This window comes from Streptomyces sp. SYP-A7185, assembly GCF_046103685.1.
GTDB lineage: Bacteria > Actinomycetota > Actinomycetes > Streptomycetales > Streptomycetaceae > Streptomyces.
In genome coordinates this window covers 7,758,183-7,780,969 of the sequence record NZ_CP122310.1, presented here as the reverse complement: position 1 = coordinate 7,780,969, position 22,787 = coordinate 7,758,183, and the positions used below count along the sequence as shown (strand labels likewise).

At 72.0% G+C, this 22,787-nt stretch carries 19 protein-coding genes; 12 read left to right on the top strand and 7 right to left on the bottom strand.

The window, feature by feature from the left end:
• Positions 1 to 82: 82 nt before the first annotated feature.
• On the top strand, positions 83 to 2,635 hold the full coding sequence (locus QBL25_RS34085) for a ThuA domain-containing protein (protein ID WP_409060792.1): 2,553 nt from the start codon (positions 83 to 85) through the stop codon (positions 2,633 to 2,635).
• Positions 2,632 to 4,839, top strand: coding sequence for an OmpL47-type beta-barrel domain-containing protein (locus tag QBL25_RS34080; RefSeq protein ID WP_409060791.1), 2,208 nt, complete (start codon positions 2,632 to 2,634; stop codon positions 4,837 to 4,839). The genes QBL25_RS34085 and QBL25_RS34080 overlap by 4 nt, the downstream gene beginning before the upstream one ends.
• 61 nt (positions 4,840 to 4,900) lie before the next feature.
• On the opposite strand, the gene ligD is transcribed toward QBL25_RS34080, so the two are convergent.
• On the bottom strand, positions 4,901 to 5,914 hold the full coding sequence (gene ligD / locus QBL25_RS34075) for a non-homologous end-joining DNA ligase (protein WP_409060790.1): 1,014 nt from the start codon (positions 5,912 to 5,914) through the stop codon (positions 4,901 to 4,903).
• Positions 5,915 to 5,987: 73 nt separating this feature from the next.
• On the opposite strand from ligD, the gene QBL25_RS34070 reads away from it, so the two are divergent.
• Positions 5,988 to 7,049 carry an ATP-dependent DNA ligase gene (locus QBL25_RS34070; RefSeq protein ID WP_409060789.1) on the top strand — a complete coding sequence of 354 codons (1,062 nt, stop codon included), beginning with the start codon at positions 5,988 to 5,990 and terminating at the stop codon, positions 7,047 to 7,049.
• 37 nt (positions 7,050 to 7,086) lie between these two features.
• On the opposite strand, the gene QBL25_RS34065 is transcribed toward QBL25_RS34070, so the two are convergent.
• Genes QBL25_RS34065 through QBL25_RS34050 form a run of 4 tightly spaced genes read right to left on the bottom strand, consistent with a single transcriptional unit; the run spans position 7,087 to position 11,115 of the window.
• Complete coding sequence (locus QBL25_RS34065) at positions 7,087 to 8,418, bottom strand: LLM class flavin-dependent oxidoreductase (RefSeq protein ID WP_409060788.1); 1,332 nt, start codon at positions 8,416 to 8,418, stop codon at positions 7,087 to 7,089.
• On the bottom strand, positions 8,415 to 9,221 hold the full coding sequence (locus tag QBL25_RS34060) for an ABC transporter ATP-binding protein (protein WP_409060787.1): 807 nt from the start codon (positions 9,219 to 9,221) through the stop codon (positions 8,415 to 8,417). The genes QBL25_RS34065 and QBL25_RS34060 overlap by 4 nt, the downstream gene beginning before the upstream one ends.
• Positions 9,197 to 10,054, bottom strand: coding sequence for an ABC transporter permease (locus QBL25_RS34055; protein ID WP_409060786.1), 858 nt, complete (start codon positions 10,052 to 10,054; stop codon positions 9,197 to 9,199). Before QBL25_RS34055 ends, QBL25_RS34060 begins: the two co-directional genes overlap by 25 nt.
• Positions 10,051 to 11,115 (bottom strand): ABC transporter substrate-binding protein, encoded by a 1,065-nt coding sequence (locus QBL25_RS34050; protein ID WP_409060785.1) that lies wholly within the window; start codon positions 11,113 to 11,115, stop codon positions 10,051 to 10,053. Before QBL25_RS34050 ends, QBL25_RS34055 begins: the two co-directional genes overlap by 4 nt.
• A gap of 473 nt (positions 11,116 to 11,588) precedes the next feature.
• Here QBL25_RS34050 and QBL25_RS34045 point away from each other — a divergent pair, with 473 nt between their 5' ends.
• On the top strand, positions 11,589 to 12,533 hold the full coding sequence (locus QBL25_RS34045) for a DUF3048 domain-containing protein (protein WP_409060784.1): 945 nt from the start codon (positions 11,589 to 11,591) through the stop codon (positions 12,531 to 12,533).
• Between the two features lies 1 nt (position 12,534).
• On the opposite strand, the gene QBL25_RS34040 is transcribed toward QBL25_RS34045, so the two are convergent.
• Positions 12,535 to 13,002, bottom strand: coding sequence for a MarR family winged helix-turn-helix transcriptional regulator (locus QBL25_RS34040; protein WP_409060783.1), 468 nt, complete (start codon positions 13,000 to 13,002; stop codon positions 12,535 to 12,537).
• A 167-nt stretch (positions 13,003 to 13,169) separates the two neighbouring features.
• Between QBL25_RS34040 and QBL25_RS34035 the strand changes: the two genes are divergently transcribed.
• The 8 genes from QBL25_RS34035 to QBL25_RS34000 all read left to right on the top strand — a co-directional run bounded on the left by QBL25_RS34035 (position 13,170) and on the right by QBL25_RS34000 (position 21,632).
• Positions 13,170 to 13,952: a CoA transferase subunit A gene (locus QBL25_RS34035; protein ID WP_409060782.1), complete on the top strand. Its 783-nt coding sequence runs from the start codon at positions 13,170 to 13,172 to the stop codon at positions 13,950 to 13,952.
• Positions 13,952 to 14,659, top strand: a complete 708-nt coding sequence (locus QBL25_RS34030; protein WP_409060781.1) for a CoA transferase subunit B — start codon at positions 13,952 to 13,954, stop codon at positions 14,657 to 14,659. The genes QBL25_RS34035 and QBL25_RS34030 overlap by 1 nt, the downstream gene beginning before the upstream one ends.
• Positions 14,660 to 14,661: 2 nt before the next feature.
• Positions 14,662 to 15,864, top strand: a complete 1,203-nt coding sequence (locus QBL25_RS34025; protein WP_409062877.1) for a thiolase family protein — start codon at positions 14,662 to 14,664, stop codon at positions 15,862 to 15,864.
• Between the two features lie 100 nt (positions 15,865 to 15,964).
• The gene (gene pcaH, locus QBL25_RS34020) at positions 15,965 to 16,690 is read left to right on the top strand and encodes a protocatechuate 3,4-dioxygenase subunit beta (protein ID WP_409062876.1); all 726 of its coding nucleotides are present in this window, start codon (positions 15,965 to 15,967) and stop codon (positions 16,688 to 16,690) included.
• Positions 16,690 to 17,244 (top strand): protocatechuate 3,4-dioxygenase subunit alpha, encoded by a 555-nt coding sequence (pcaG, locus tag QBL25_RS34015; RefSeq protein ID WP_409060780.1) that lies wholly within the window; start codon positions 16,690 to 16,692, stop codon positions 17,242 to 17,244. The genes pcaH and pcaG overlap by 1 nt, the downstream gene beginning before the upstream one ends.
• Before the next feature lie 71 nt (positions 17,245 to 17,315).
• A complete protein-coding gene (gene pcaB / locus QBL25_RS34010) occupies positions 17,316 to 18,695 on the top strand; it encodes a 3-carboxy-cis,cis-muconate cycloisomerase (RefSeq protein ID WP_409062875.1) in 1,380 nt (459 codons plus the stop codon).
• Positions 18,692 to 19,843, top strand: coding sequence for a 3-oxoadipate enol-lactonase (pcaD, locus tag QBL25_RS34005; RefSeq protein WP_409060779.1), 1,152 nt, complete (start codon positions 18,692 to 18,694; stop codon positions 19,841 to 19,843). The genes pcaB and pcaD overlap by 4 nt, the downstream gene beginning before the upstream one ends.
• Before the next feature lie 55 nt (positions 19,844 to 19,898).
• Positions 19,899 to 21,632 carry a serine/threonine-protein kinase gene (locus tag QBL25_RS34000; protein ID WP_409060778.1) on the top strand — a complete coding sequence of 578 codons (1,734 nt, stop codon included), beginning with the start codon at positions 19,899 to 19,901 and terminating at the stop codon, positions 21,630 to 21,632.
• Between the two features lie 48 nt (positions 21,633 to 21,680).
• On the opposite strand, the gene QBL25_RS33995 is transcribed toward QBL25_RS34000, so the two are convergent.
• The gene (locus QBL25_RS33995) at positions 21,681 to 22,697 is read right to left on the bottom strand and encodes an alpha/beta fold hydrolase (protein WP_409060777.1); all 1,017 of its coding nucleotides are present in this window, start codon (positions 22,695 to 22,697) and stop codon (positions 21,681 to 21,683) included.
• Positions 22,698 to 22,787 lie beyond the last annotated feature (90 nt).

Here is a 22,787-nt window from a genome sequence, read left to right as displayed (position 1 = left end):
TCCGTACCTATTGGCGAGTGGCAAAAAGAGGTCTAGCTTCATCCGCGCCTGTTGCTGTGACCGACGAGGGGTGGGTGTACTCATGCGGCTCACACCGCATCAAGAGCCCTTGGCTGTACGAGGGTTGAGCAGAGCCAGACGCAGAACGAACCGCCAGGGCCGAAACCGCGGCCGGGGCGGCTCGCGCCGCGCCTGGGCCGCCGCGCTGATCTCCGGGGCCCTGGTCACCGGCGCGCTCTCCACACAGGCCGCGACCGCGCGGCCCTATCCCGAGCCACCGTTGACAACGATGTCCCTGCCGTCGCCGCCCGGCCAGGCGAACGTCCGCGTGCTCGTCTTCCACGGGTCGGCGGCCGGCGGCGACGAGTCGCCGGTGGTGAACGCCGGCATCGAGGCCATCGAGAAGATCGGGCAGTCCGGCCCGGCCGCCCAGCGTTTCAAGATCGAGGCGACCGACGACCCGGCGGTCTTCACGAACGAGGCCAAGCTCGGCAAGTTCAACGCCATCGCCTTCCTGACCGGCGGCGGCGACATCCTCGACCCCGAGCAGGAGGCGGGTCTGGAGGCCTACATGGAGGCGGGCGGCGGTTTCGTCGGCATCCATGACGCGGCCCGCGCCGAGCCGTACTCGACCTGGTTCACCGGCCTGATCGGTGCCCGCCCGGCCGATTCCAGCCCGACGAACGTACAGCGCGCCACCGTCGAGGTCGGCGACCGGGAGAACCCGGCCACCAAGGACCTGCCCCTCCAGTGGAAGCGCCCCGACCAGTGGCTGAACTGGACCAAGAACCCGACCGGCGAGGTCCACACCGTGGCCCGGGTGCGCGAGTCGACGTACCAGCCGGGCGAGAGCAAGAACGGCGCCGACCACCCGGTCTCCTGGTGCCGTGACTACGACGGCGGACGCTCCTTCTACACCGGCATGGGCGGCACGGCGGCCTCGTACGACGAGACCGACTTCCGCCAGCACCTGCGGGGCGCCCTGCTGTGGACGAGCCGCATCGCGCGCGCCGACTGCAAGTCGACGATCACCGCCAACTACAAGGCGCAGCGTCTGACCCAGCCCAACCAGCCGGGCCAGAACGACCAGATCGGTGAGCCGCACGGCCTGGTCACCGCGCCCGACGGCCGCGTCTTCTACATCGGCCGGGGCGGCGCCGACTCCTCGCAGCCGGTCGTCACCGACTGGAACAACCCCGACATCGGCAAGGGCAAGGGCGAGATCCACGTCTACGACCCCAAGACGAAGAAGACGACGCTCGCCGGAGCGCTCACGATCTTCGGCAACAAGGGCGGCGGCGACGAGCTGATCAAGGTCGAGGAAGGCCTGCTCGGCATCGAGCTCGACCCGAAGTTCGAGCAGAACGGCTGGGTGTACCTGCACTACACACCCCACTCGAAGATCAACCGTGAGACGCACATGGCCGAGCGCTACGTCTCGCGCTTCACGCTCGACCAGGCCACGAACAAGCTGGACCTCGCGAGCGAGAAGGTCCTGCTCAAGTGGCCGGTGCAGATCCACAGCTGCTGCCACGCGGGCGGCGGCATGGCCTGGGACTCCAAGAACAACCTGTACATCGCCACCGGCGACAACAACTCCTCGGGCTTCAGCAGCGGTTACTCGGGCAACAACCCGCAGCCCAACTTCAAGGGCGTCTCCTTCGCCGACGCCCGCCGCACGGCGGGCAACACCAACAACCTCAACGGCAAGATCCTGCGCATCCACCCGGAGACCGACGGGACCTATACGCTCCCCGAGGGCAACCTCTTCACCGGCAAGGAGCCGGACGAGGGCGGCGGCAAGACGCGCGGCGAGATCTATGTGATGGGCGTCAGGAACCCGGCGCGCATCTCCGTCGACAAGAAGACCGACACGCTCTACGCGGGCTGGGTCGGCCCGGACGCCGGTGAGGCGTCGACGACGTGGGGACCGGCGAAGTACGACACGTTCGCCGCCATCACCCACGCCTCCAACCGCGGCTGGCCGTACTGCATGGGCAACAACCAGCCCTACCGCGACCGCAATCTGCCGGACCCGTCGAAGCCGCTGGGCTGGTACGACTGCAAGAAGCTCAAGAACGAGTCGCCCCACAACGACGGCCTGGTCAACATCCCGCCGGCCGAGCCCAACAACATCTGGTACTCGCCGCAGGGCGGCGGCGTCGACTACCCGCGCGACGCGAACGGCGTGCCGAGCTACAAGGCCTCGGAGCAGAAGACGCTCCTGCCCTGGCTCAAGGGCGGCGGCCAGGCCACGATGAACGGCCCGGTCTACCGCTACGACGCCACCAGCACCAGCGCGGACAAGTGGCCCTCGTACTGGGACGGCAAGTGGTTCGTCGGCGACTTCTACGACGGCGACCAGCCGCGGCACGCGGTCCTGACCGACCCGAAGACGGTCGGCAGCGGCGGCCTGCCCACGCACGCCGAGTCCCTGAAGAAGATCATCCCGGTCGGCAACGACGGCATCAAGAACCTCATGGACTGGAAGTTCGCCCCCGACGGCTCGCTCTACGTCCTCGACTACGGCCGGGGCTTCTTCACCTCGGACGCCAAGTCGGCTCTGTGGCGCGTCACTTACTCCGGCGGCGAGGCCACACCGGCCGCCAAGGACCTGGCAAGGAGGGCGGGATGACCAACCCCGCGATACGCAGGCGAAGACTCTGGACGGCGCTTCTCGCGTCGCTCCTGATGGTGCTGGGTCTGACATCGACGGCGGCGAGCCAGCCCGACAACCCGGGCCGGGCGGCGGCCCAGACCCTGACCTGGACCGCGAACAACGGCATCGACAAGTACGCCTCCGCGCCCGCCACGGCGGTCGCGGGCGCGACGACGATCGTCTTCGAGAACAGCACGGCGACCGGCAACGACACCGGCATGCCGCACACGCTGACGTTCGACGTCTCCGACCCCGAGTACAACAACGACGTCCCGCTGAACATCCTGGCCAACCCGAACGACGACCAGGGCGGCAAGCACACGGCCGAGGTCACCCTGACGCCCGGCCGCTACCGCTACCACTGCACGATCCCCGGCCACGGGGCGATGCAGGGCATCCTCGTGGTGACCGAGGGCGGCGGCGAGGACACCACCGCTCCCGAGACGGCCGCCAAGGTCGAGGGGCAGACCAACGCCGACGGCGCGTACGTCGGTTCCGCCACCGTCTCGGTGACGGCGACGGACGCCGGTTCGGGCGTCGACAAGACCGAGTTCGCGCTCGGCGCTGACGGCGCCTGGCAGCCCTACACGGCGCCCGTGGTCGTCGACCAGGTCGGCACCCACAAGATCCGCTATCGCGCGAGCGACAAGGCGGGCAACGTGGCGGCGGAGAAGGCCGTCGACTTCACGGTGGTCGCGCCGGACACGAACGACAAGACGCCCCCGGAGACCTCGGCCACGGTGACCGGCGAGAAGAACGACAAGGGCGAGTACCTCGGGATGGCGACCGTCACCGTGACGGCGTCCGACACCGGCTCCGGCGTCAACAAGATCGAGTACGCGGTCGGTGACGGCGGCACGTGGACGGCGTACACCGCGCCGGTCATGGTGCACGCGGCGGGCGCGCACAAGATCCGCTACCGCGCGTCCGACAAGGCGGGGAACCAGGCGGCCGAGAAGGCCGTCGAGTTCACCGTGGTCACACCGCCGGTCGAGGACAAGACGCCGCCGGAGACCAGCGCGAAGGTCGAGGGCGACAAGAACTCGGACGGCGCGTACGTGGGCAGGGCGAAGGTGACCCTCTCCGCGACCGACGCCGACTCCGGGGTCGACAAGGTCGAGTACTCCCTGGACGGCGGCCCGTACCTCGCGTACGCCGCTCCGGTCGTCGTCGACCGCGTGGGCCGGCACACGGTGGCCTACCGCGCGAGCGACAAGGCGGGCAACACCGCGGCGGCCAAGGACGTCTCCTTCACCGTCGCCGAGGGCGGCGGGGTGCCGTCCCCCAACTGCGCCGAGTTCGACGAGCGCCTCACGGTCATCGTCGGCACGGTGGACACGGGCATCCCCAACCGCGTCACCAACAACCGGTGCCGCATCAACGAGCTGATCGAGGACGAGAAGGAGTGGACGTCCCACGCGCTGTTCCTCAAGCACGTCAAGGCCGTCACGGACAAGCTCCTGAAGGCCGGTGAGATCGACCAGCGCGAGTACAACAAGATCAACAAGGCGGCCAAGCAGTCCGGCATCGGCAAGCCGGGCCAGACCGAGGGCTACCGCAAGATCTTCGACGGCACCCAGGAGTCCCTGGACAAGTGGGAGCAGGTCGGCGGCGGCAAGTTCGGTCTGAACCCCGACGGTTCCATCACCAGCAGCACCACCGTCGAGGGCATGGGCATGCTGTGGTTCCCGCAGCGCAAGTACGGCGACTTCTCGCTGAAGCTCCAGTGGCGGGACGACGCGCCGGGCAACGGCAACGCCAACGGCGGCGCCTTCGTGCGCTTCCCGCAGGTCCACGACCACCCGGAGGAGTCACGTCCGGAGTGGGTCGCCATCAAGTACGGGCACGAGGTGCAGATGCTCGACCGGCCTGACGGCGACATGTACAAGACGGGCTCGATCTACGGCTTCGACCGGGTGGGTCTCGGCGGCGCCGGGGTCACCCCGAAGGGCACGTGGAACGACTACGAGATCAAGGTGGTGGACCAGCACTACTCCATCTACCGCAACGGCGTCCTGATCAACGAGTTCGACAACACCGGCGGGCAGGAGTTCACGCCGCCGCGTGGCGACGACCCGGGCACGGACGGGCGCCGTTACTCGTCCGGCTACGTCGGACTCCAGGTGCACGGCGTCACGGACGTGATCTCCTACCGGGACGTCCGGATCAAGGAGCTGTAGTCAGCCCCTGACCGGTCCGGCTCCGGCCCCCGCACCCCGATCCGGGGCGCGGGGGCCTTCGTCACTCCTCGTGCCGGGCCCTGCTCGGCTGCACGCGCTTGGGCTCGCCCGGCATCTTCGGGTACTCGGGAGGGTAGGGCAGGTTGCCGAGGCCGTGCTCCCGCTCGTCCCGCTCGGCGAGCGCGAGGAGGGACTCCAGGGAGAACGCGTGCTGCTCCATGTCCGCGTGCACGTCACCGAGGCGGGCGAACCGCTCGGGCATCGTGCCGACGTCGAAGTCCTCCGGCACCGCGTCGTCGATCTCGTCCCAGTGCAGCGGCGCCGACACGGGGGCGTGGGGGCGGGGGCGCACCGAGTAGGCGGAGGCGATCGTGCGGTCGCGGGCCGTCTGGTTGTAGTCGACGAAGATCCGCTCGCCCCGCTCCTCCTTCCACCACGCGGTCGTGACGGCGTCCGGCATCCGGCGCTCCAGCTCGCGCCCGCAGGCGATCGCGGCCCGTCGTACGCCGGTGAAGTCCCACCGCGGTTCGATGGGCACGAAGACGTGCAGGCCCCGCCCGCCGGAGGTCTTGGGCCAGCCCCGGAGGCCGTGCTCGTCCAGGACCGCCCGGAGCTCGTGTGCGGCGCGTACCGCGTCGGCGTAGTCCGTGCCGGGCTGCGGGTCCAGGTCGATGCGGAGTTCGTCGGGGTGGTCGGTGTCCCCGCGCCGGACCGGCCAGGGGTGGAAGGTCAGCGTGTTGAACTGGGCGGCCCAGATGACCGCCGCGATCTCCGTGGGGCACATCTCGTCGGCGGTGCGGCCGCTGGGGAAGGCGATGGTGGCCGTCGGGATCCAGTCGGGGTGGTTCTTGGGGATGCGCTTCTGGTAGAAGAACTCGCCCGCGACCCCGTCCGGGAAGCGCTGGAGCGTCGTGGGCCGGTCCCGCAGGGCGCGGACGATCCCGTCGCCGACCGCCAGGAAGTACCGGGCCACGTCCAGCTTGGTGAAGCCCCGCTCCGGAAAGACGACCTTGTCCGGGCTGGACAGCCGCACGGACCGCCCACCGGCGTCGAGCTCGACCGCTTTTCCACCCATGCGGCCACGCTAGGCCAGGCGGACGAGAGCCGCATACCGGGCAGAGAGTGGCGTATGGGCACAGAATCGAGTCATGGATCTGCCGGTGATGCCCCCCGTCAAGCCCATGCTCGCCAAACCCGTGGCGAGGATCCCGCCGGGCATGCAGTACGAGGCCAAGTGGGACGGGTTCCGCGCGATCGTCTTCCGGGACGGCCCCGACCTGGAGATCGGCAGCCGTACGGGCAAGCCGCTGACCCGCTATTTCCCGGAGCTGGCCGAGGCCCTGCTCGACCGGCTGCCGGCCCGCTGCGTCCTGGACGGCGAGATCGTCATCGCCCGGGACGGGCACCTGGACTTCGACGCGCTCACCGAGCGCATCCACCCCGCCGCGTCCCGGGTGCGCACGCTCGCCGAGCGGACCCCCTCCTCCTTCGTGGCCTTCGACCTCCTGGCCCTGGGCGACGAGGGCCTCCTGGACACGCCCCTCACCGAGCGCCGCGAGCGGCTGACGAAGGCCTTGGAGGGCGTGAGCGCTCCCGTCCACCTCGCGCCCGCGACCACGGACCCCGAGCTGGCCCGCACGTGGTTCGAGCAGTACGAGGGCGCGGGCCTGGACGGCGTCATCGCCAAGCCGCTCGACCTGCGCTACCGGCAGAACGAACGCCTCATGTTCAAGATCAAGCACGAGCGCACGGCGGACTGCGTCGTCGCCGGTTACCGCTTCCACAAGAGCGGCCCCGTCGTCGGCTCCCTCCTCCTCGGCCTGTACGACGACGGGGGCACCCTCCAGCACGTCGGTGTCTGCGCCGCCTTCTCCATGGCGCGGCGCGCGGAGCTGGTGGAGGAGCTGGAGCCGCTGCGCCTTGAGTCGGCGGCGGACCACCCCTGGGCGGCCTGGGGGGACGAGTCCGCGCACGAGACGTCCCGGATGCCGGGCGCGCCGAGCCGCTGGTCGGGCAAGAAGGACCTGTCCTGGGTGCCGCTGCGCCCCGACCGGGTCTGCGAGGTGGCGTACGACCACATGGAGAACCGGCAGCGCTTCCGGCACACCGCGCGGTTCCGCACCTGGCGCCCGGACCGCACCCCGGACAGCTGCACGTTCGCCCAGCTGGAGGAGCCGGTCCGGTACGACCTGGCGGACGTGCTGCGCTGACCGGCGGCCGGTCGAGGCGGCCCCGGCCGTCGGCCGGTCAGGCCCGGCGCCCTGCGTACTGGCTCTCCGGGCGGTCGAGGCCGTAGTGGTCGCGCAGGGTCGTGCCCGTGTAGGCGGTGCGGAAGATCCCCCTCTCCCGCAGGATCGGCACGACGTGGTCGGCGAAGAGATCGAAGCCGCCGGGCAGGCCGGGCGGCATGACGTTGAACCCGTCGGCCGCGCCCTGCTCGAACCACTCCTGGATCTGGTCGGCCACCTGCTCGGGCGTGCCCGCGACGACACGGTGCCCACGTGCCCCGGCCAGGCGGTGCAACAGGCCCCGCACGGTAGGCTGTTCGCGGTCGATGATGTCGAGGATCACCTGGAACCGGCTGCCGTTGCCACGCTCGCCGCCGGTCTCGATGAGCTTGCGGGGCACGGGCCCGTCCAGCTCCTGCTCGGTCAGCCGCAGGCCGAGCATGCGGTGCAGGAGCTGCAACGAGTACGCGGGCTGGGTGAGTTCGTCGTACTCCTCCTTCAGCGCGCGGGCCTCGGCCTCCGTGGAACCGATGAAGGGGCTGATGCCGGGCAGGACGAGCACCTTGTCCGGGTCGCGTCCGAGCCCCGCCACCCGCTTCTTGAGGTCCGCGTAGAAGTCCTGGCCGTTGCCGAGGGTCTGGTGCGCGGTGAACACGGCCTCCGCGTACCGCGCGGCGAAGGCCCGGCCGTCCTCCGAGGAGCCCGCCTGTACGTAGACGGGCCGGCCCTGCGGGGTGCGCGGCGTGTTGAGCGGCCCGCGCACCTTCAGGTGCGGCCCCGCGTGGTCGATGGCGTGGATGCGGTCGGTGTCGGCGAAGAGCCCGGTCTTCTGGTCGGCGACGAGCGCGTCGTCCTCCCAGCTGTCCCAGAGCTTGGTGACGACGTCCAGGAACTCCTTGGCCCGGTCGTACCGTTCGGCGTGCACCGGGTGCGCGTCGAGGCCGAAGTTCAGGGCGGCCTGCGGGGCTCCGGTGGTGACGATGTTCCAGCCCGCGCGGCCCCGGCTGAGGTGGTCGAGCGAGGCGAAGAGACGGGCCAGGTTGTAGGGCTCGCTGTAGGTGGTGGACGCCGTCGCGATGAGGCCGATGCGGCGCGTGACGGCGGCGATCGCCGAGAGCCAGGTGAAGGGCTCCAGGCGGAAGCGGCTGGCGTGGCGGACGTTGTCGGCGAGGGCCGGCCCGTCGGCGAAGAAGACCCCGTCGAAGGTGGCGGCCTCCGCCCGCCGCGCCAGGTCCTGGTAGAAGTCGATGTCCAGGATCCGCTCGGGATCGGACCCGTGGTGCCGCCAGGCGGCTTCGTGGTGGCCGCCGGGATAGACGAAGAGGTTGAGGTGCAGCTCGCGTCCGCTCATGCGACGGCCACCTCCTGCTGCGCGGGGCGCTCCGAGTCGCCGGTCTCCCGCGTCGGGCCCTCGGCGCCTTCGGCCGGATCCACCCCCAGCTGCCGCAGCAGCCCCTCCCGGAGCGCCGCGTACTCCGGGGTCCCCTGCCCCCGGGGCGCGGGAAGCTCCACCCGTACGTCCGCCGCGATGCGGCCCGCGTCCAGGACGACCACCCGGTCGGCCAGGGCGATCGCCTCGTCCACGTCATGGGTGACCAGGAGCACGGCGGGGCGGTGCACCTCGCAGAGGCGGCGCAGCAAGGCGTGCATCCGGATGCGCGTGAGGGCGTCCAGCGCGCCGAACGGTTCGTCCGCAAGCAGGAGTTGCGGCTCGCGCACCAGGGAGCGGGCCAGGCTGACCCGCTGCTGTTCGCCGCCGGACAGGTCCGCGGGCCAGGCCTCCTCCCGGCCGGCGAGGCCCACCTCGGCGAGCGCCGCGCGGGCGCGCTCCCGGGCTCCGGCGCCCGTCAGGCCCAGGGCGACGTTGTCCAGGACCCGCTTCCAGGGCAGCAGCCGCGCGTCTTGGAAGACCACCGAGACATCACCGGGCGCCGACAGCTCCCCGCTGCCCTCCACCTCGTGGTCGAGGCCCGCGAGGGCCCGCAGCAGCGTGGACTTGCCCGAGCCGCTGCGGCCCAGGAGCGCCACGAACTCCCCCGCCGCGATGTCCAGTTCGAGGCCGTCGAGGATCGTGCGGTCCCCGAAGGACCGGACCAGGCCTTGGATGCGGACGGCCGTGCCCTCGGCGGTCAGCCCGCCAGTGTGCGTCGCCATGACAGCGCCTTCCTCTCCACGAGCCGTACGAGTGCGTCCGAGACGAGACCGAGGAGGCCGTACACGACGAGGCCGACGATGATGATGTCGGTCTGCCCGTAGGTGCGGGCGAGTTCCATCATGTAGCCGATGCCGCTCGTCGCGTTGACCTGCTCGACCACGACGAGCGAGAGCCAGGCCGCGGTGACCGCGAACCGCATGCCGAGCAGGAAGCCCGGCAGGGCTCCCGGCAGGACGACGTGCCGCACGAACCCGGTCCGTGTGAGGCCCACCGTCTCGGCGAGTTCGGCGTAGCGGCCGTCGATCGTGCGCAGCCCGTTGTGGGTGTGGATGTAGACCGGCACGAACACGCCGAGCGCGATGGTGATGACCTTCATCGACTCGCCGATGCCGAACCAGAGGATGAGCAGCGGGATCAGCGCGAGCGAGGGAATGGCCCGCTTGATCTGCACGGGCCCGTCGATGATGCCCTCGCCGATCCTGCTGAGCCCGGCGGCGATCGCCAGGGCGAGCCCGGCCGCGGTGCCGAAGAGCAGCCCGAGCAGGGCGCGTTCGGCGGAGGTGGCGAGGTTCGACTGGAGCCTCCCCTCCGCGATCAGGTCACCGGCGGTGCTCACCACGGTCCAGGGCGCGGAGAGGTTACGGGCGTCGATGAGCCCCGCGGCCGACCCCGCCGACCAGAGCGCGAGCAGCAGCAGGGGCCCGATGGCCCATCCGTAGGGGACGGGTCTGCCGGGGCCGAGCCTGCGGCGGCGCGGGCCGCGGCGCGCGCGGACCACGGGGGCGGGGCGGGCGGCGGAAGCCTTGGTCAGGGTGGGTGCCCCGGCGCTCATGACCCCTCCCCCGCACCGGACGTGACGGCGTCCGCGGCGACCGGCTCGTAGCGCCGGTCGAAGAGGACCTCCGCGTCGAAGGACTTCTTGCCCGTCTCCTTCGCGAGCAGGTCGACGGTCTTCTGCTGCCGCGCGATCGCGGAGTCCCAGTCGGCGGGGATGTCGGGGTGCCCGACCCCCTTGACCAGGTACTCGCCGTCGGCGCGGGTCAGGCCCTGGTCCTTGACGTACCAGCCGGCGATCCACTCGTCGGGGTGCTTGTCGGCCCAGTCGGCGGCACGCGCCCAGGCCTTGACGAACTCCCTTATGGCCGCGGCCTTCTGGGGGTCCTGCACCGATTCGGTGGGCACCCACAGGTGTCCCGGATCGTCCCGCAGCCCGTGCTGGATGGTCTTCGCGCCGTCCTTGCCGTACTTCGCGGGATAGCGCTTGATGTTGACCCCGCCGAGCGGCGCCGCGTCGACCTGGCCGTTGCCCAGCGCGGACGGGTAGACGTCTCCGGTGCTGGGCAGCTCGACGAGTTCCACGTCGTCCTTGGTGAGCCCGGCCTTGGCGAGAATGCGCAGGACGAGGGCGCCCTGGGCCTGTCCGGGGCTGTAGGCGATCTTCTTTCCGCGCAGGTCCTTCAGGGTGTCGATGTCCGCGCCGGGCGCGATCCCGAGTTCGTACGTGGGATGCTTCAGCGGGTCCTTGCGGAATTTGGCGGCGACCAATTTCGTGTCGAGTCCCGTCCAGTGCGCGTGAATGGACGGTATTTCCGCGGCGGAGCACACGTCGAGGGAATGCGCGCGGAATGCCTCGGAGCACTGCGGGCCGCCGCTGATGTTGGCCCATTTCACCTTGAAGGGCAGCTTGTCGAGCTGTCCGGAGAGTTTCAGGGCGGCCTGTGTGTCCGGCGCCCCGATGGTCAGGGTGGTGGCCGGATCCACTTTCTCCGGGATCTTGGCGGAGACCTGCTTGGCGTCGACGGTCGTGGTGGACGCGGCGTTGTCGGCGCATCCCGCGAGCAGCAGCGGGGCGAGGAGGGCAGCGCCGAGCGCCGCCCGTTCGTGTCTGGGCATGAGCTCTTTCCCGGAGTGCGGACCTTCAGGAGGGGTGAGGGCGGCAGGGCGACGCGCTGCGGCCTCACGGGGAAACGTGCGCCGGAATCCGCGCGGGACGTGCGTGCGGGGAAAAGCGCGCGGATGCGTGCACGGAAACATGAGCGGAATCACGCGCGGAAAGCGCGCAGAAAACGCGCGGAAGCAAGCGCGGGAACGTGCGAGGGAACGTGAGCGGGAGCGTGTGCTCCGAAGGTCAGCTACACAGGGCGGTGGCGACGCGCATCAGATCAACAGCGCGCCGCTGCCTGAACCGCCGGGATATTCGCATGGCGTCGAAACTAGCCACGGCACCAAGAGAGGGTCAAGTCGTCTCACCCGACCCGCCTTTCCGGAAACGCAGGCTTCGTACTCCGGCCATACGCGCGTCACAACACGCCCGCGAGTCTGGGCCGAGGGCGGGAGAGCAGGGGCGTACGGGGTAGGAAGCCCCCATGGGAACGCGGACACGGACTCGACGCACGACGGTGGCGGCGGTGGCGGCCGCCACCGCCTTGGCCCTGGCGCCCGGCTGCACTCTGAGCGACACCGGGGGAGGCGACGGAAAGCTGCCGGGCGGCGAGGGCCGCGTACTCGCCGTGAAGATCGACAACGTGGGTCCGGCACGGCCGCAGACGGGCCTGGACGCGGCCGACGTCGTGTACGCGGAACAGGTCGAGGCAGGGTTGAGCCGCCTGATGGCGGTGTACGCCGAGCGGCTGCCGCCGGTCATCGGCCCGGTGCGCAGCGCGCGGGAGACGGATCTGGAGCTGCTGCGCCAGTTCGACGACCCGGCGCTCGCCTTCTCCGGGGCGCAGTCGAAGCTCCTCCCGCTGATCTCCGCCGCTCCCCTGCGGCCGCTGCCGCCCGGCAAGGCGCCGGGCGCGGCCTACTTCCGCGGCAGCGGCAAACCGGCCCCGCACAACCTCTTCGTACGCCCGAAAGCGCTGGGCGCCGATCCCGACGCGTCAGGCCTGGAGAGCACGGGGTTCCGCTTCGGCCCGCGCCCCGAGGGCGGCACGCCCGAGCGGGAGCGCACCGTCCGCTTCCCGGCGGCGCGGTTCACCTTCACCTGGGCCGCCGAGCAGAAGCGCTGGCTGGTCTCGATGGACGGCCGGCAGGCCCGCACGTCCGACGGGAAGACGCTGGGCGCGTCGACGGTCGTCGTGCAGTACGTGAAGATGCGCCCGTCGCGGTTCCACGACCGCTCGGGCAACAACACGCCGTTCACCGAGACCGTCGGCTCGGGCACGGCACGGGTCCTGCGGGACGGCCGGGCCTACGCGGCGCGCTGGGAGCGGACGCTCCCGCAGGACGGCACGGAGTTCACGACGGCGGACGACGGGAAGCCGCTGCCCTTCGCCAAGGGGCAGGTGTGGGTGGTGTACGCGAAGGCGTGACTCAGGCCCGGTGGGCGGCGAGGGGCTCCGCGGGGTTGCGCAGGCCCTCCGCCGCGTCCGAGACCCGCTGGATCAGGTCGAAGAACACGCTCTGCTCGTCCGCGGAGAGCGGCCCGAGGAACACCTGGTTCATCCGGGCCGTCCGCACGGTCAGCTTGCGGTGCGTGCGCCGGCCCTCGTCGGTGAGGTGCAGCAGATAGCGGCGGCCGTCCTGCGGATCGCGGACCTTGTCGAGCAGCTCGCGGCGGATGAGGCGGCTGACGACCTCGGCGATGGTGGACCGGTCGAGGCCGACCCGCTCGCCGACGGTGCGCTGGTCGAGGCCGGGCTCGGCCACGAGCGCGTTCAGGACGGCGAACTGCGGCGAGGTGATCTCCTCGGAGACCATCGTGTTCCACAGGAGGTAGTGCGCCTGCTGGAGACGCCGGGCCAGGTGCCCGGGGTGGGTGGTCAGGTCCACCGCGGCCATGAGTTCCTCCACTGCCTGTGCCGGAAATTTCTGTAGGTGCACTGAACACTACTCGCCCTTGACGCCCCAGGGAACGAGTGGCAGCGTAAGTTCCGGCTCATGGGAATAGTCAGTGCCCTGATTAATGGGCAGGGCATCGAAGGCCTGGAAGAGATGGGGCTCGACGGATGGACAAGGTGGTGGCCTCGGCCGCCGACGCGGTGGCCGACGTCGGGGACGGCGCGTCCCTCGCGGTGGGCGGGTTCGGCTTGAGCGGCGTGCCCGGCGTACTGATCGGGGCGCTGTACGAGGCCGGGGTGTCGGACCTGCGGGTGGTGTCCAACAACTGCGGGGCGATGGAGTCGGGCCTGGCCGTCCTGCTCTCGGCGGGCCGGATCGCGCGCGTGACCGGGTCGTACATCGGCGGCAACAAGGAGTTCGCCCGCCAGTACCTGGGCGGCGAGCTGGAGGTGGAGATGATCCCGCAGGGCACGCTCGCCGAGCGGCTGCGCGCGGGAGGCTGCGGGATCCCCGCGTTCTACACCCCGGCCGGGGTGGGCACGCAGGTCGCCGACGGCGGACTGCCCTGGCGGTACGACGGCACGGGCGGCGTCGCGCTCGCCTCGCCCGCCAAGGAGGTCCGGGAGTTCGACGGCCGGGAGTACGTCCTGGAGCACGGCATCCGCACCGACTACGCGCTGGTGCGGGCCGCCCGGGGCGACCGGCACGGGAACCTCGTGTTCAACAAGTCCACCCGCAACTTCAACCCGCTGGCCGCGATGGCCGGACGGATCACGATCGCCGAGGTGGAGGAGCTGGTCGAACCGGGCGAGATCGACCCCGACGCGGTGCATCTGCCGGGGATCTACGTCCAGCGGGTCGTCGGGCTGACCCCGGAGCAGGCGGCGGACAAGGGCATCGAGCGGCGCACGGTCACCGCGCCCGCGGCACGAGGGACGGTGAGCGGCTGATGGCCTGGACCCGCGAGCAGATGGCGGCCCGCGCCGCGCGCGAACTGCGCGACGGCCAGTACGTGAACCTGGGCATCGGCCTGCCCACGCTGATCCCCAACCACCTCCCCCCGGGCGTCGAGGTCATCCTGGAGTCGGAGAACGGCATCCTGGGCGTCGGCCCCTACCCCACGGACGCCGAGGTGGACCCCGACCTGATCAACGCGGGCAAGGAGACGGTCACCGTCCTGCCCGGAGCCTCCTACTTCGACTCCGCGCTGTCCTTCGGGATGATCCGCGGCGGTCACATCGACGTAGCCGTGCTCGGCGCCATGCAGGTCTCCGCCCGGGGCGACCTGGCCAACTGGGCCGTCCCCGGCAAGATGATCACGGGGATCGGCGGGGCGATGGACCTGGTGCACGGCGCGCGCACGGTGATCGTGGCGATGACCCACACCGCCAAGGACGGCTCCCCCAAGATCCTGGAGGAGTGCGCGCTGCCGCTGACCGGCCGGGCCTGCGTGAACCGGATCATCACGGACCTCGGCGTCCTGGACGTCACCGAAGCAGGCCTGGAATTGGTGGAGTTGGCGCCCGGAGTCACCACGGAGGAGATCGTCGCCAAGACCGCGGCCAAGGTCCGCGTACCCGAAGCGGTCTCCGAAGCGGTCTCCGAAGTGGTCCACGAAGCCGCACCGGAAGCCGCCTCCGAAGGAAGCCCGTCATGAGCCTGCGCGACGTCTACGTCGTCGACGCCGTACGCACCCCCGTCGGCAAGTACGGCGGCGCCCTGGCGAGCGTCCGCCCGGACGACCTCGGCGCGCACGCGATCCGTGAACTCCTCGCCCGTACGCCGGACTTGGACCCCGCACGGATCGGCGACGTGTACTTCGGAAACGCGAACGGCGCGGGCGAGGAGAACCGCAACGTCGGCCGCATGGCCGGGCTGCTCGCCGGTCTCCCCGTCACGGTGCCGGGCGTGACCGTCAACCGGCTCTGCGCCTCCGGGCTCGAAGCCGTCGTCCAGGCCGCGCGGGCCATCGCGCTCGGCGACGTCTCCGTCGCCGTGGCCGGCGGAGTCGAGTCGATGACCCGCGCCCCCTACGTCCTGCCGAAGAGCGAACGCCCCTTCCCCGCCGGACACACCGAGCTGTACTCCACCACCCTGGGCTGGCGCATGGTCAACCCCCGGATGGAGCCGCAGTGGACGGTCCCGCTGGGCGAGAGCGCCGAACTCGTCGCCGACAAGCACGGGATCACGCGAGAGCAGCAGGACGCCTACGCCCTCGCCTCGCACCACAAGGCGGCGCGGGCGCGGAAGGACGGCCTGTTCGACGTGGAGATCGCGCCCGTCGCCGTCCCGCAGCGCAAGGGCGAGTCCGTCTCCTTCGCCCACGACGAGTCCGTGCGCGCCGACGCCTCCCTGGAGGCGATGGCCGCGCTCAAACCGTCCTTCCGCACAAGCGGCGGCACGGTCACGCCCGGCAACGCCTCACCGCTCAACGACGGCGCCGCCGCGCTGCTCCTGGTCGACGAGGAGGGCCTGCGGGCGACCGGCCGCGAGCCGCTGGCCCGCGTCTCGGCCTCCGGCGTCTCCGCCATCGAGCCGCACCACTTCGGGCTCGCGCCGGTCGAGGCCGTGAACCGGGCCCTCACCAAGGCGGGCAGGTCCTTCGCGGATCTGCACACCCTGGAGCTGAACGAGGCGTTCGCCGCGCAGGTGCTGGGATGCGTGGCCGAGTGGCCCGACCTCGACCCGGCCGTCCTGAATCCCCAGGGCGGCGCGATCGCCCTCGGGCATCCGCTCGGCGCGTCCGGCGCCCGGCTCGCCGGGACCGTCGCCCACCAGCTGGCCCGGCGCGGCTCGGGCACGGGCGTCGCCACCCTCTGCATCGGCGTCGGCCAGGGCCTGGCCCTGGTGCTCGAACGCTGAGCCGTCACCCCTCCACCACCGTCAGCAGCACGCCGCCCTCACGGAGCCGAGAGACATGACCCTCACCGAACCCCTGCCCGACGGGCTGAGCCAGCAGGAGATGGACACGGAGGTCGCCAAGGCGCAGGCCGCCGCGGCGCCCGCCGACCACCCGCCGCGCGACTACCCCCCGTACCGCAGCAGCCACTTCCGCCACCCCAAGCAGCCGCTGATCCCCCTGCGCGACCCCGAAGCCGCGGAGCTGAGCGGTCCCGCGTTCGGCGTCACCGACATCACCGCGCTCGACCGCGATCTGACGCGCCGGCACCCGGGCGAGCCGCTCGGCGAGCGGATGACCGTCTCCGGCCGGGTCCTGGACCGCGCGGGGCGCCCGGTGCGCGGCCAGCTGATCGAGCTGTGGCAGGCCAACGCGTCCGGCCGCTACGCCCATCAGCTGGACCAGCACCCCGCGCCGCTCGACCCGAACTTCACGGGCTTCGGCCGCTGCCTGACCGACGACGAAGGCGCGTACTCCTTCACGACGATCAAGCCGGGTGCCTACCCGTGGCGCAACCACGTCAACGCGTGGCGCCCCGCGCACATCCACTTCTCCGTCTTCGGCTCGGCGTTCACCCAGCGCCTGGTGACGCAGATGTACTTCCCGGGCGATCCGCTGTTCCCCTACGACCCGGTGCTGCGCTCGGTCACCGACGAGTCGGCGCGGCGCCGCCTGGTCTGCGCCTACGACCACGATCTCTCCGCCCCCGAGTGGTCGCTCGGCTACCGCTGGGACATCGTCCTCGACGGCCCCTCCGCGACGCTCTTCGAGGAAGGCGACCACCACTGATGTCGTACGCTCCCACTCCCTCCCAGACCGTCGGCCCCTTCTACGGCTACGCGCTGCCCTTCCCGCGGGGCGGCGAGGTCGCGCCGGCCGGCCACCCGGAGACGATCACCCTGCACGGGTACGTCTATGACGGCGCGGGAAACCCCGTCCCCGACGCGCTCATAGAGACCTGGCAGCCCGCGCCGGACGGCTCCCGCACGGGCGCGCCCGGCTCGCTGCGGCACGACCCGGTGACGGGCGAGGTCATCGGCCGCGACGGGGTCGCGTTCACCGGGTTCGGCCGGGTCCCGACGGACGCGGACGGCCACTGGGCCGTGCGCACGCTCCCGCCGGGGGGCGTGTCGTACATCGCGGTCGCCGTCTTCGCCCGAGGGCTGCTCCACCACCTGTACACGCGCGCCTACCTGGTCGACGAGCCCGGTGACCCGCTCCTCTCCTCCCTCGCCCCGGCGCGGCGTACGACGCTGGTCGCCCGCCCCGAGGCGAGCCACACGTACCGTTTCGACATCCGCCTTCAGGGCGAGGGCGAAACGGTGTTCCTGGAGTTCCAGTGAGTGGTGGTCCCGTGCGTACGGCTCCCGAGGGTGATGTTCCGGAAGGGGCAGAGGGGGCAGAGGGGGCAGGAATCGACGTCGGTCTGCTCGCCCCCGGACGGGCGGGCTCACCGGCCGAGTCCGCGACCGGCGACACGGCCTTCCTCCAGGCGCTGCTGGACGCGGAGGCGGCACTGACCCGGGCCCAGGCCGAGGTGGGCCTGGCCCCCGCCGACGCGGCGGCGGCCGTCACCGCGGCGACCCGCGCCGACCGGTTCGACGTACGCGACGTCGCGCTGCGCGCGCGGTCCGGCGGCAACCCGGTGATCCCGCTGGTCGCGGACCTGACCGCTGCCGTGTCCGCCGAAGCGGCGCCCTATGTCCACCGGGGCGCGACCAGCCAGGACATCCTGGACACGGCAATGATGCTGGTCGCGCGGCGGACGCTGGACCTGGTCCTCGCGGACCTGTCCCGCACGGAAGCGGCTCTCGCCCGCCTCGCGTCGGACCATCGGAACACGGTGATGCCGGGCCGCACCCTGACCCAGCACGCGGTCCCGACGACGTTCGGCCTCAAGGCGGCGGGCTGGCGCGGCCTGACGCTCGACGCGCGGGACAGGGTGCGGGCGGTGCGCGCGACGCTGCCGGCTCAACTGGGCGGCGCGGCGGGCACGTTGGCGGCGTTCGAGGCATACGGGGCATACGGGGCGTACGGGCCGCATGGAGGCGGTGGGGCCGACGCGGAAGCAGCCCCGGCGGCGGGTCGCATCGGGCTGGAGCTCGTCGGTGCCTACTCCCGCGAGCTTCGGCTGGCTGAACCCGCCCTGCCCTGGCACACCCTCCGTACGCCCGTCGCCGACCTCGCCGGGGCGCTCGCCTTCACCGCCGGAGCCCTGGGCAAGATCGCCGTGGACGTCCTCACCCTCGGCCGTACCGAGATCGGCGAAGTCTCCGAGGGGGCGGGCGGCGGATCGTCCGCCATGCCGCACAAGGCGAACCCCGTGCGCTCCACCCTCGTCGCGGCAGCCGCGCGCCGCGCCCCCGCCCTGGCCGCGACGCTCCACGCGTCGACGGCCGCCGAGGACGAACGTCCGGCGGGTGCCTGGCACGCGGAGTGGGAGGCCCTGCGCGACCTCCTCCGCACGGCCGGCGGCGCGAGCCATCACGCGGCGGAGCTCGCCGAGAACCTCCGGGTCCACCCGGAGGCGATGCGCGAACACCTCGGCCTCACCCACGGGTTGATCGTCTCCGAACGCCTCACCGCCGAGCTGACGCCCCTCCTGGGCAGGGCCCGCGCGAAGGAGCTCCTCACGTCGGCGGCCCGCCGCACCCGCGACGAGGACAGCACCCTCCTGGAGATCCTCGCCGAGGAGCCCGAACTGGCGGCCGTGAACCTCGCCGAACTCACCGACCCCGCCCGTTACACCGGCTCCGCCGGAGCCCTCACGGACCGAGCCCTGGAGCGACGATGACCGACAAGCTGCCGCACCACACCACCGAGGGCGCCCCGGCCGCGCCGCCCCTCCTCCTCGGCTCGTCCCTCGGCACCTCCACCGCCCTGTGGGACGCCGTGGCGCCCGAACTCGCCACCACCCACCGGGTCATCCGCTGGGACCTGCCCGGTCACGGCTCGTCCCCCGCCGGCCTGACCGGCCCGGGAGCGACCGTCGCCGACCTGGCCGCGCTCGTCCTCGCGCTCGCCGACTCCCTCGGCATCGACCGCTTCGCGTACGCGGGTGTCTCCCTCGGCGGCGCCATCGGCCTGCACCTGGCCGCGCACCACCCGGAGCGTGTGGAGAGCCTCGCCGTGATCTGCTCGTCGGCGCACTTCGGGGACGGCGCCCGCTGGGCGGAGCGCGCGGCACTCGTGCGCCGCGAAGGCCTCGCCGCGCTCGCGGACTCCGCGCCGGACCGCTGGTTCACGCCCGGCTTCACGGTCCCGCGCCTGGTGGAGGACCACCGGACCACCGACCCCGAGGCGTACGCCGCCTGTTGCGACGCGCTCGCCGCGTACGACATCAGGGACGCCCTGGCGACGATCACCGCTCCCACGCTCGTCGTCGCGGGCCGCGAGGACCCCGCGACGCCGCCCGCCCACGCGCGCGAGATCGCCGATGCCGTGCCCGGCGCCTGCCTCACGGAGCTGGCCGGCGCCTCGCATCTGGCGCCCGCCGAGCGACCGGAGGCCGTGACCGCCGCGCTGCGCACGCATCTGACGGGGTCGGCCGCGAGCGGCACGGCCGTCCGCCGTGCGGTGCTCGGGGACGCCCACGTGGACCGCGCGCAGGACCGCACCACGCCTTTCACGGCCCGTTTCCAGGACTTCATCTCCCGCTACGCCTGGGGCGAGATCTGGACCGACCCCACCCTCGCGCACCGCGAGCGCAGCATGATCACCATGACCGCCCTGGTGGCCCACGGGCACCACGACGAACTCGCCCTGCACGTCCGTGCGGCCCGCCGCAACGGGCTCACCCCCGAGGAGATCGGCGCGGTGCTGCTCCAGACGGCCGTCTACTGCGGCGTGCCCGCCGCAAATGCCGCGTTCGCGGTGGCGCAGCGGGTCCTCGCCGAGGAGGAGGGGCGTACGGGGAGCGACGGTCTGAGAGGCACCCTTTAGGCTGCTGCTGATCAGGGGGATCAGGGGTCGACGGGGAACCGGGGGGCAAGAGGCGATGAACGACGCTGCTGAGGTGTTCCAGCCGCTGCAGGCGGAGGATCCGACCGTGGTGGCCGGTTACCGTCTCGCGGCCCGGCTCGGCGCGGGAGGCATGGGCCGGGTCTATCTGTCGCACACCCAGGGCGGCCGGCCGGTCGCGATCAAGGTGGTGCGCCCGGAGCTGGCCGACGACCCGGCCTTCCGGCGGCGGTTCGGCCGGGAGATCAAGGCGGCCCAGCGGGTCCGGGGCGCCTACACGGCCGAGCTGATCGACGCCGACGCGGACGGCGTGCCGCCCTGGCTCGCCACGCTGTACGTGCCGGGCCCCTCCCTGACGGAGGCCGTCGTGCGGCGCGGACCGCTGCCGGTGCCCGCGGTGCTGTGGCTGATGGCGGGCATAGCGGAGGCCTTGCAGGCCATCCACGGGGCCGGGATCGTGCACCGTGACCTGAAGCCGTCGAACGTGCTCCTGGCCGCCGACGGGCCGCGCGTCATCGACTTCGGCATCTCGCTGAGCTCCAGCGCCACGTCCGCCTACACCGCCACCGGCTCCGCCGTCGGCACTCCTCAGTTCATGGCGCCCGAGCAGGCGTCCGCCGGTGAGGTGACGGCGGCCACCGACGTCTTCGCCCTCGGCCAGACGGCGGCGTTCGCGGCCCTGGGCGAGCCGCTGTACGGGGACGGCCCCTCGGTCAGCGTGCTGTACCGCATCGTGCACTCGGAGCCCGACCTCTCCCTGCTGCCCGCTCAGCTGCGCCCGCTGTTCGCCAAGTGCCTGGCCGCCGATCCGGCGGACCGGGCCACCCCGGCGGAGATCGTCGCGTGGTGCCGTCAGCGCCTGGGCCGGGACACCGACCCGGGCACGGCGCTGGCCGTCTGGCGGGACGTCACGGGACCGGAGGTCACGGTTCCGGCGCCGGTCCCGCACCCCACCCCGGTGCACACGCTTCCCGCTCTCCCGCTGTCGGCGCACGCGCTGCCGCTGTTCGCACCGCCGCAGCCGATGCCCCGGCCGCCGGGGCCGGACGAGCGGCGGTCCCGCCGACGACGCAACGCGCTCGTCGCCGGCATCGTGACCGGGAGCGCGCTGCTGGTGATGGGCCTGACCTGGGCGGTCATGGACGCGGCGGACCTGCTCCGTGACCGGGACACGTCCTCGAAGTCCGCCTCGGGGGCGTCCGGGCGGTCGTCGTCGGGGTCCACGTCCGGATCCTCGTCGGGGTCCACGTCCGGCTCGGAGGCCGACGCGGCGGCCGGTGAGGCTTCCGGGACGGGCGAGAGGTCGGACGCCGACGGCGAGAACGACCGGTCGGGCGACGGATCGCGCCCTTCCGCCAAGTCGTCGCCGGACGCGTCCACCCCGCCGCGAGCCATCGCGTACCCCCAGGAATGGTTCGACGAGAAGAACTCCGTGAGCCTCAGGGAGCCGGTCGCGCGCGAGGACCGCAAGGGCGACATCCGCTTCGTCTGCGGGACGGACCGCTGCTCCCTGGAGAGCGACAAGAGCCTGATCACCCCGCTGTTCGGCAAACCGGGGGCCACCCTCGATTCGTGCCGCACCGCCCTGAAGGGCGCCGAGAGCCACGACCTGCCGCTGGCCGCGGTGGCGGCCGGCAGCGAGATCTGCGTGAAGAACCCGGCCGGGGACATCGCCTTGCTCGTGGTCCTGGTGAAGTCGACGGCGATGCCGCAGGACGGGGTCAGCTTCCTGAGCGCGGACATGACGGTCTGGCGGACGGGCAGGGCGTGACGTCTGCGGGCGCCAAAGCAACCGGGCGCGCACACGGCCGCGCGTCCCCTAGGTGGCGCTTCGCTCGCTCGCCTCGCGGTACCGCCGCTCCATCGCGTCGATGTACGCCTCGTCGCCCGGCCGCCCCGCCCGCAGCAGCCGCCACCACTGCTCGATGCTCCAATTGGCCGGTTCCGTCGACCCGATGAAGTCCTCGACGAGCGCGAGGAAGCGCACGGGATCGGCGTGAAAGGGGAAGTGCCCGGCGCCCTGGAAGATCTCCAGACGGCTGCCCGGCATCGCCTCGTGCGCGGTGTAGGCGTGGTCGACCGGCAGGACGCCGTCCCGGTCGCCCCAGACGAGGAGCGTGGGCATGCCCTGCGCGAGGTAGCAGCGGTCCAGCATCGTGACCACCTGCCCGCGCCAGTCGACGACGGACCGCAGCGTACGGATGAACGCGGCCCGCGCCCACACGTCCGGCAGAGCGTCGACCAGGCCCATCAGTTCGGGCGCGTCCTGCCCCAGGCCGGTGTCGAGCAGCCGCAGCAGCGCGATGACCGCACGCACCGGCAGATCGGCGCCGGGCAGTTCGAGGAGGGAGAGCAGCAGGGCGGCACCGGGCAGGGAGACGCCCCGCAGCACGGGTGTGACCTGCGGGCCGACGCCGCCCGTGCTCACCAGGACGAGCCGGTCGACACGCTCGGGGTACTGGTAGGCGAACTGCATCGCCACGCCGCCGCCGAACGAGTGCCCGACGAGGGTGACCCGCTCGACGCCGAGCGTGCCGAGCAGGTCCCTGACCCCGTTGGCGTACGCGGCCACCGAGTAGTCGGCCCGGGGCTTGGCGGACGCCCCGTGACCGAGCAGGTCGGGGGCGATGACGGTGTGGGTGCGGGCCAGTTGGGGGATCAGCCGGGACCATGTCGCCGATGAGTCGCCGATGCCGTGGATCAGCAGGAGCGCGGGCCCCTCGCCCGCGACGCGGTACGCGCGCCGGTAGCCGTGCACGGTGCGGAACCGCAGGGTGGAACCGCTCGCGTCACCGCTGGGCTGACTCAAGGACCGGAAGGGCAGGATCCGTGCCATGGTCCGGAGCTTAGGCGCGGGGCGCGGTGGGGTGGTTTCGGAGGGGTTTCGGGTGGCGCAATACGCGCACTGACCCCTGTCGGCGCAGTG

Bases quoted from the DNA above. Each gene is read 5' to 3' on its own strand.
- QBL25_RS34035 (WP_409060782.1), top strand. From the start codon at position 13,170: ATGGACAAGGTGGTGGCCTCGGCCGCCGACGCGGTGGCCGACGTCGGG.
- ligD (WP_409060790.1), bottom strand. From the start codon at position 5,914: ATGGGTGGAAAAGCGGTCGAGCTCGACGCCGGTGGGCGGTCCGTGCGG.
- pcaD (WP_409060779.1), top strand. From the start codon at position 18,692: ATGACCGACAAGCTGCCGCACCACACCACCGAGGGCGCCCCGGCCGCG.
- QBL25_RS34040 (WP_409060783.1), bottom strand. From the start codon at position 13,002: ATGGCCGCGGTGGACCTGACCACCCACCCCGGGCACCTGGCCCGGCGT.
- QBL25_RS34060 (WP_409060787.1), bottom strand. From the start codon at position 9,221: ATGGCGACGCACACTGGCGGGCTGACCGCCGAGGGCACGGCCGTCCGC.
- QBL25_RS34085 (WP_409060792.1), top strand. From the start codon at position 83: ATGCGGCTCACACCGCATCAAGAGCCCTTGGCTGTACGAGGGTTGAGC.
- QBL25_RS34080 (WP_409060791.1), top strand. From the start codon at position 2,632: ATGACCAACCCCGCGATACGCAGGCGAAGACTCTGGACGGCGCTTCTC.
- QBL25_RS34065 (WP_409060788.1), bottom strand. From the start codon at position 8,418: ATGAGCGGACGCGAGCTGCACCTCAACCTCTTCGTCTATCCCGGCGGC.
- pcaH (WP_409062876.1), top strand. From the start codon at position 15,965: ATGGACACGGAGGTCGCCAAGGCGCAGGCCGCCGCGGCGCCCGCCGAC.
- QBL25_RS34070 (WP_409060789.1), top strand. From the start codon at position 5,988: ATGGATCTGCCGGTGATGCCCCCCGTCAAGCCCATGCTCGCCAAACCC.
- QBL25_RS33995 (WP_409060777.1), bottom strand. From the start codon at position 22,697: ATGGCACGGATCCTGCCCTTCCGGTCCTTGAGTCAGCCCAGCGGTGAC.
- QBL25_RS34000 (WP_409060778.1), top strand. From the start codon at position 19,899: ATGAACGACGCTGCTGAGGTGTTCCAGCCGCTGCAGGCGGAGGATCCG.
- QBL25_RS34045 (WP_409060784.1), top strand. From the start codon at position 11,589: ATGGGAACGCGGACACGGACTCGACGCACGACGGTGGCGGCGGTGGCG.
- pcaG (WP_409060780.1), top strand. From the start codon at position 16,690: ATGTCGTACGCTCCCACTCCCTCCCAGACCGTCGGCCCCTTCTACGGC.
- QBL25_RS34055 (WP_409060786.1), bottom strand. From the start codon at position 10,054: ATGAGCGCCGGGGCACCCACCCTGACCAAGGCTTCCGCCGCCCGCCCC.
- QBL25_RS34050 (WP_409060785.1), bottom strand. From the start codon at position 11,115: ATGCCCAGACACGAACGGGCGGCGCTCGGCGCTGCCCTCCTCGCCCCG.
- QBL25_RS34030 (WP_409060781.1), top strand. From the start codon at position 13,952: ATGGCCTGGACCCGCGAGCAGATGGCGGCCCGCGCCGCGCGCGAACTG.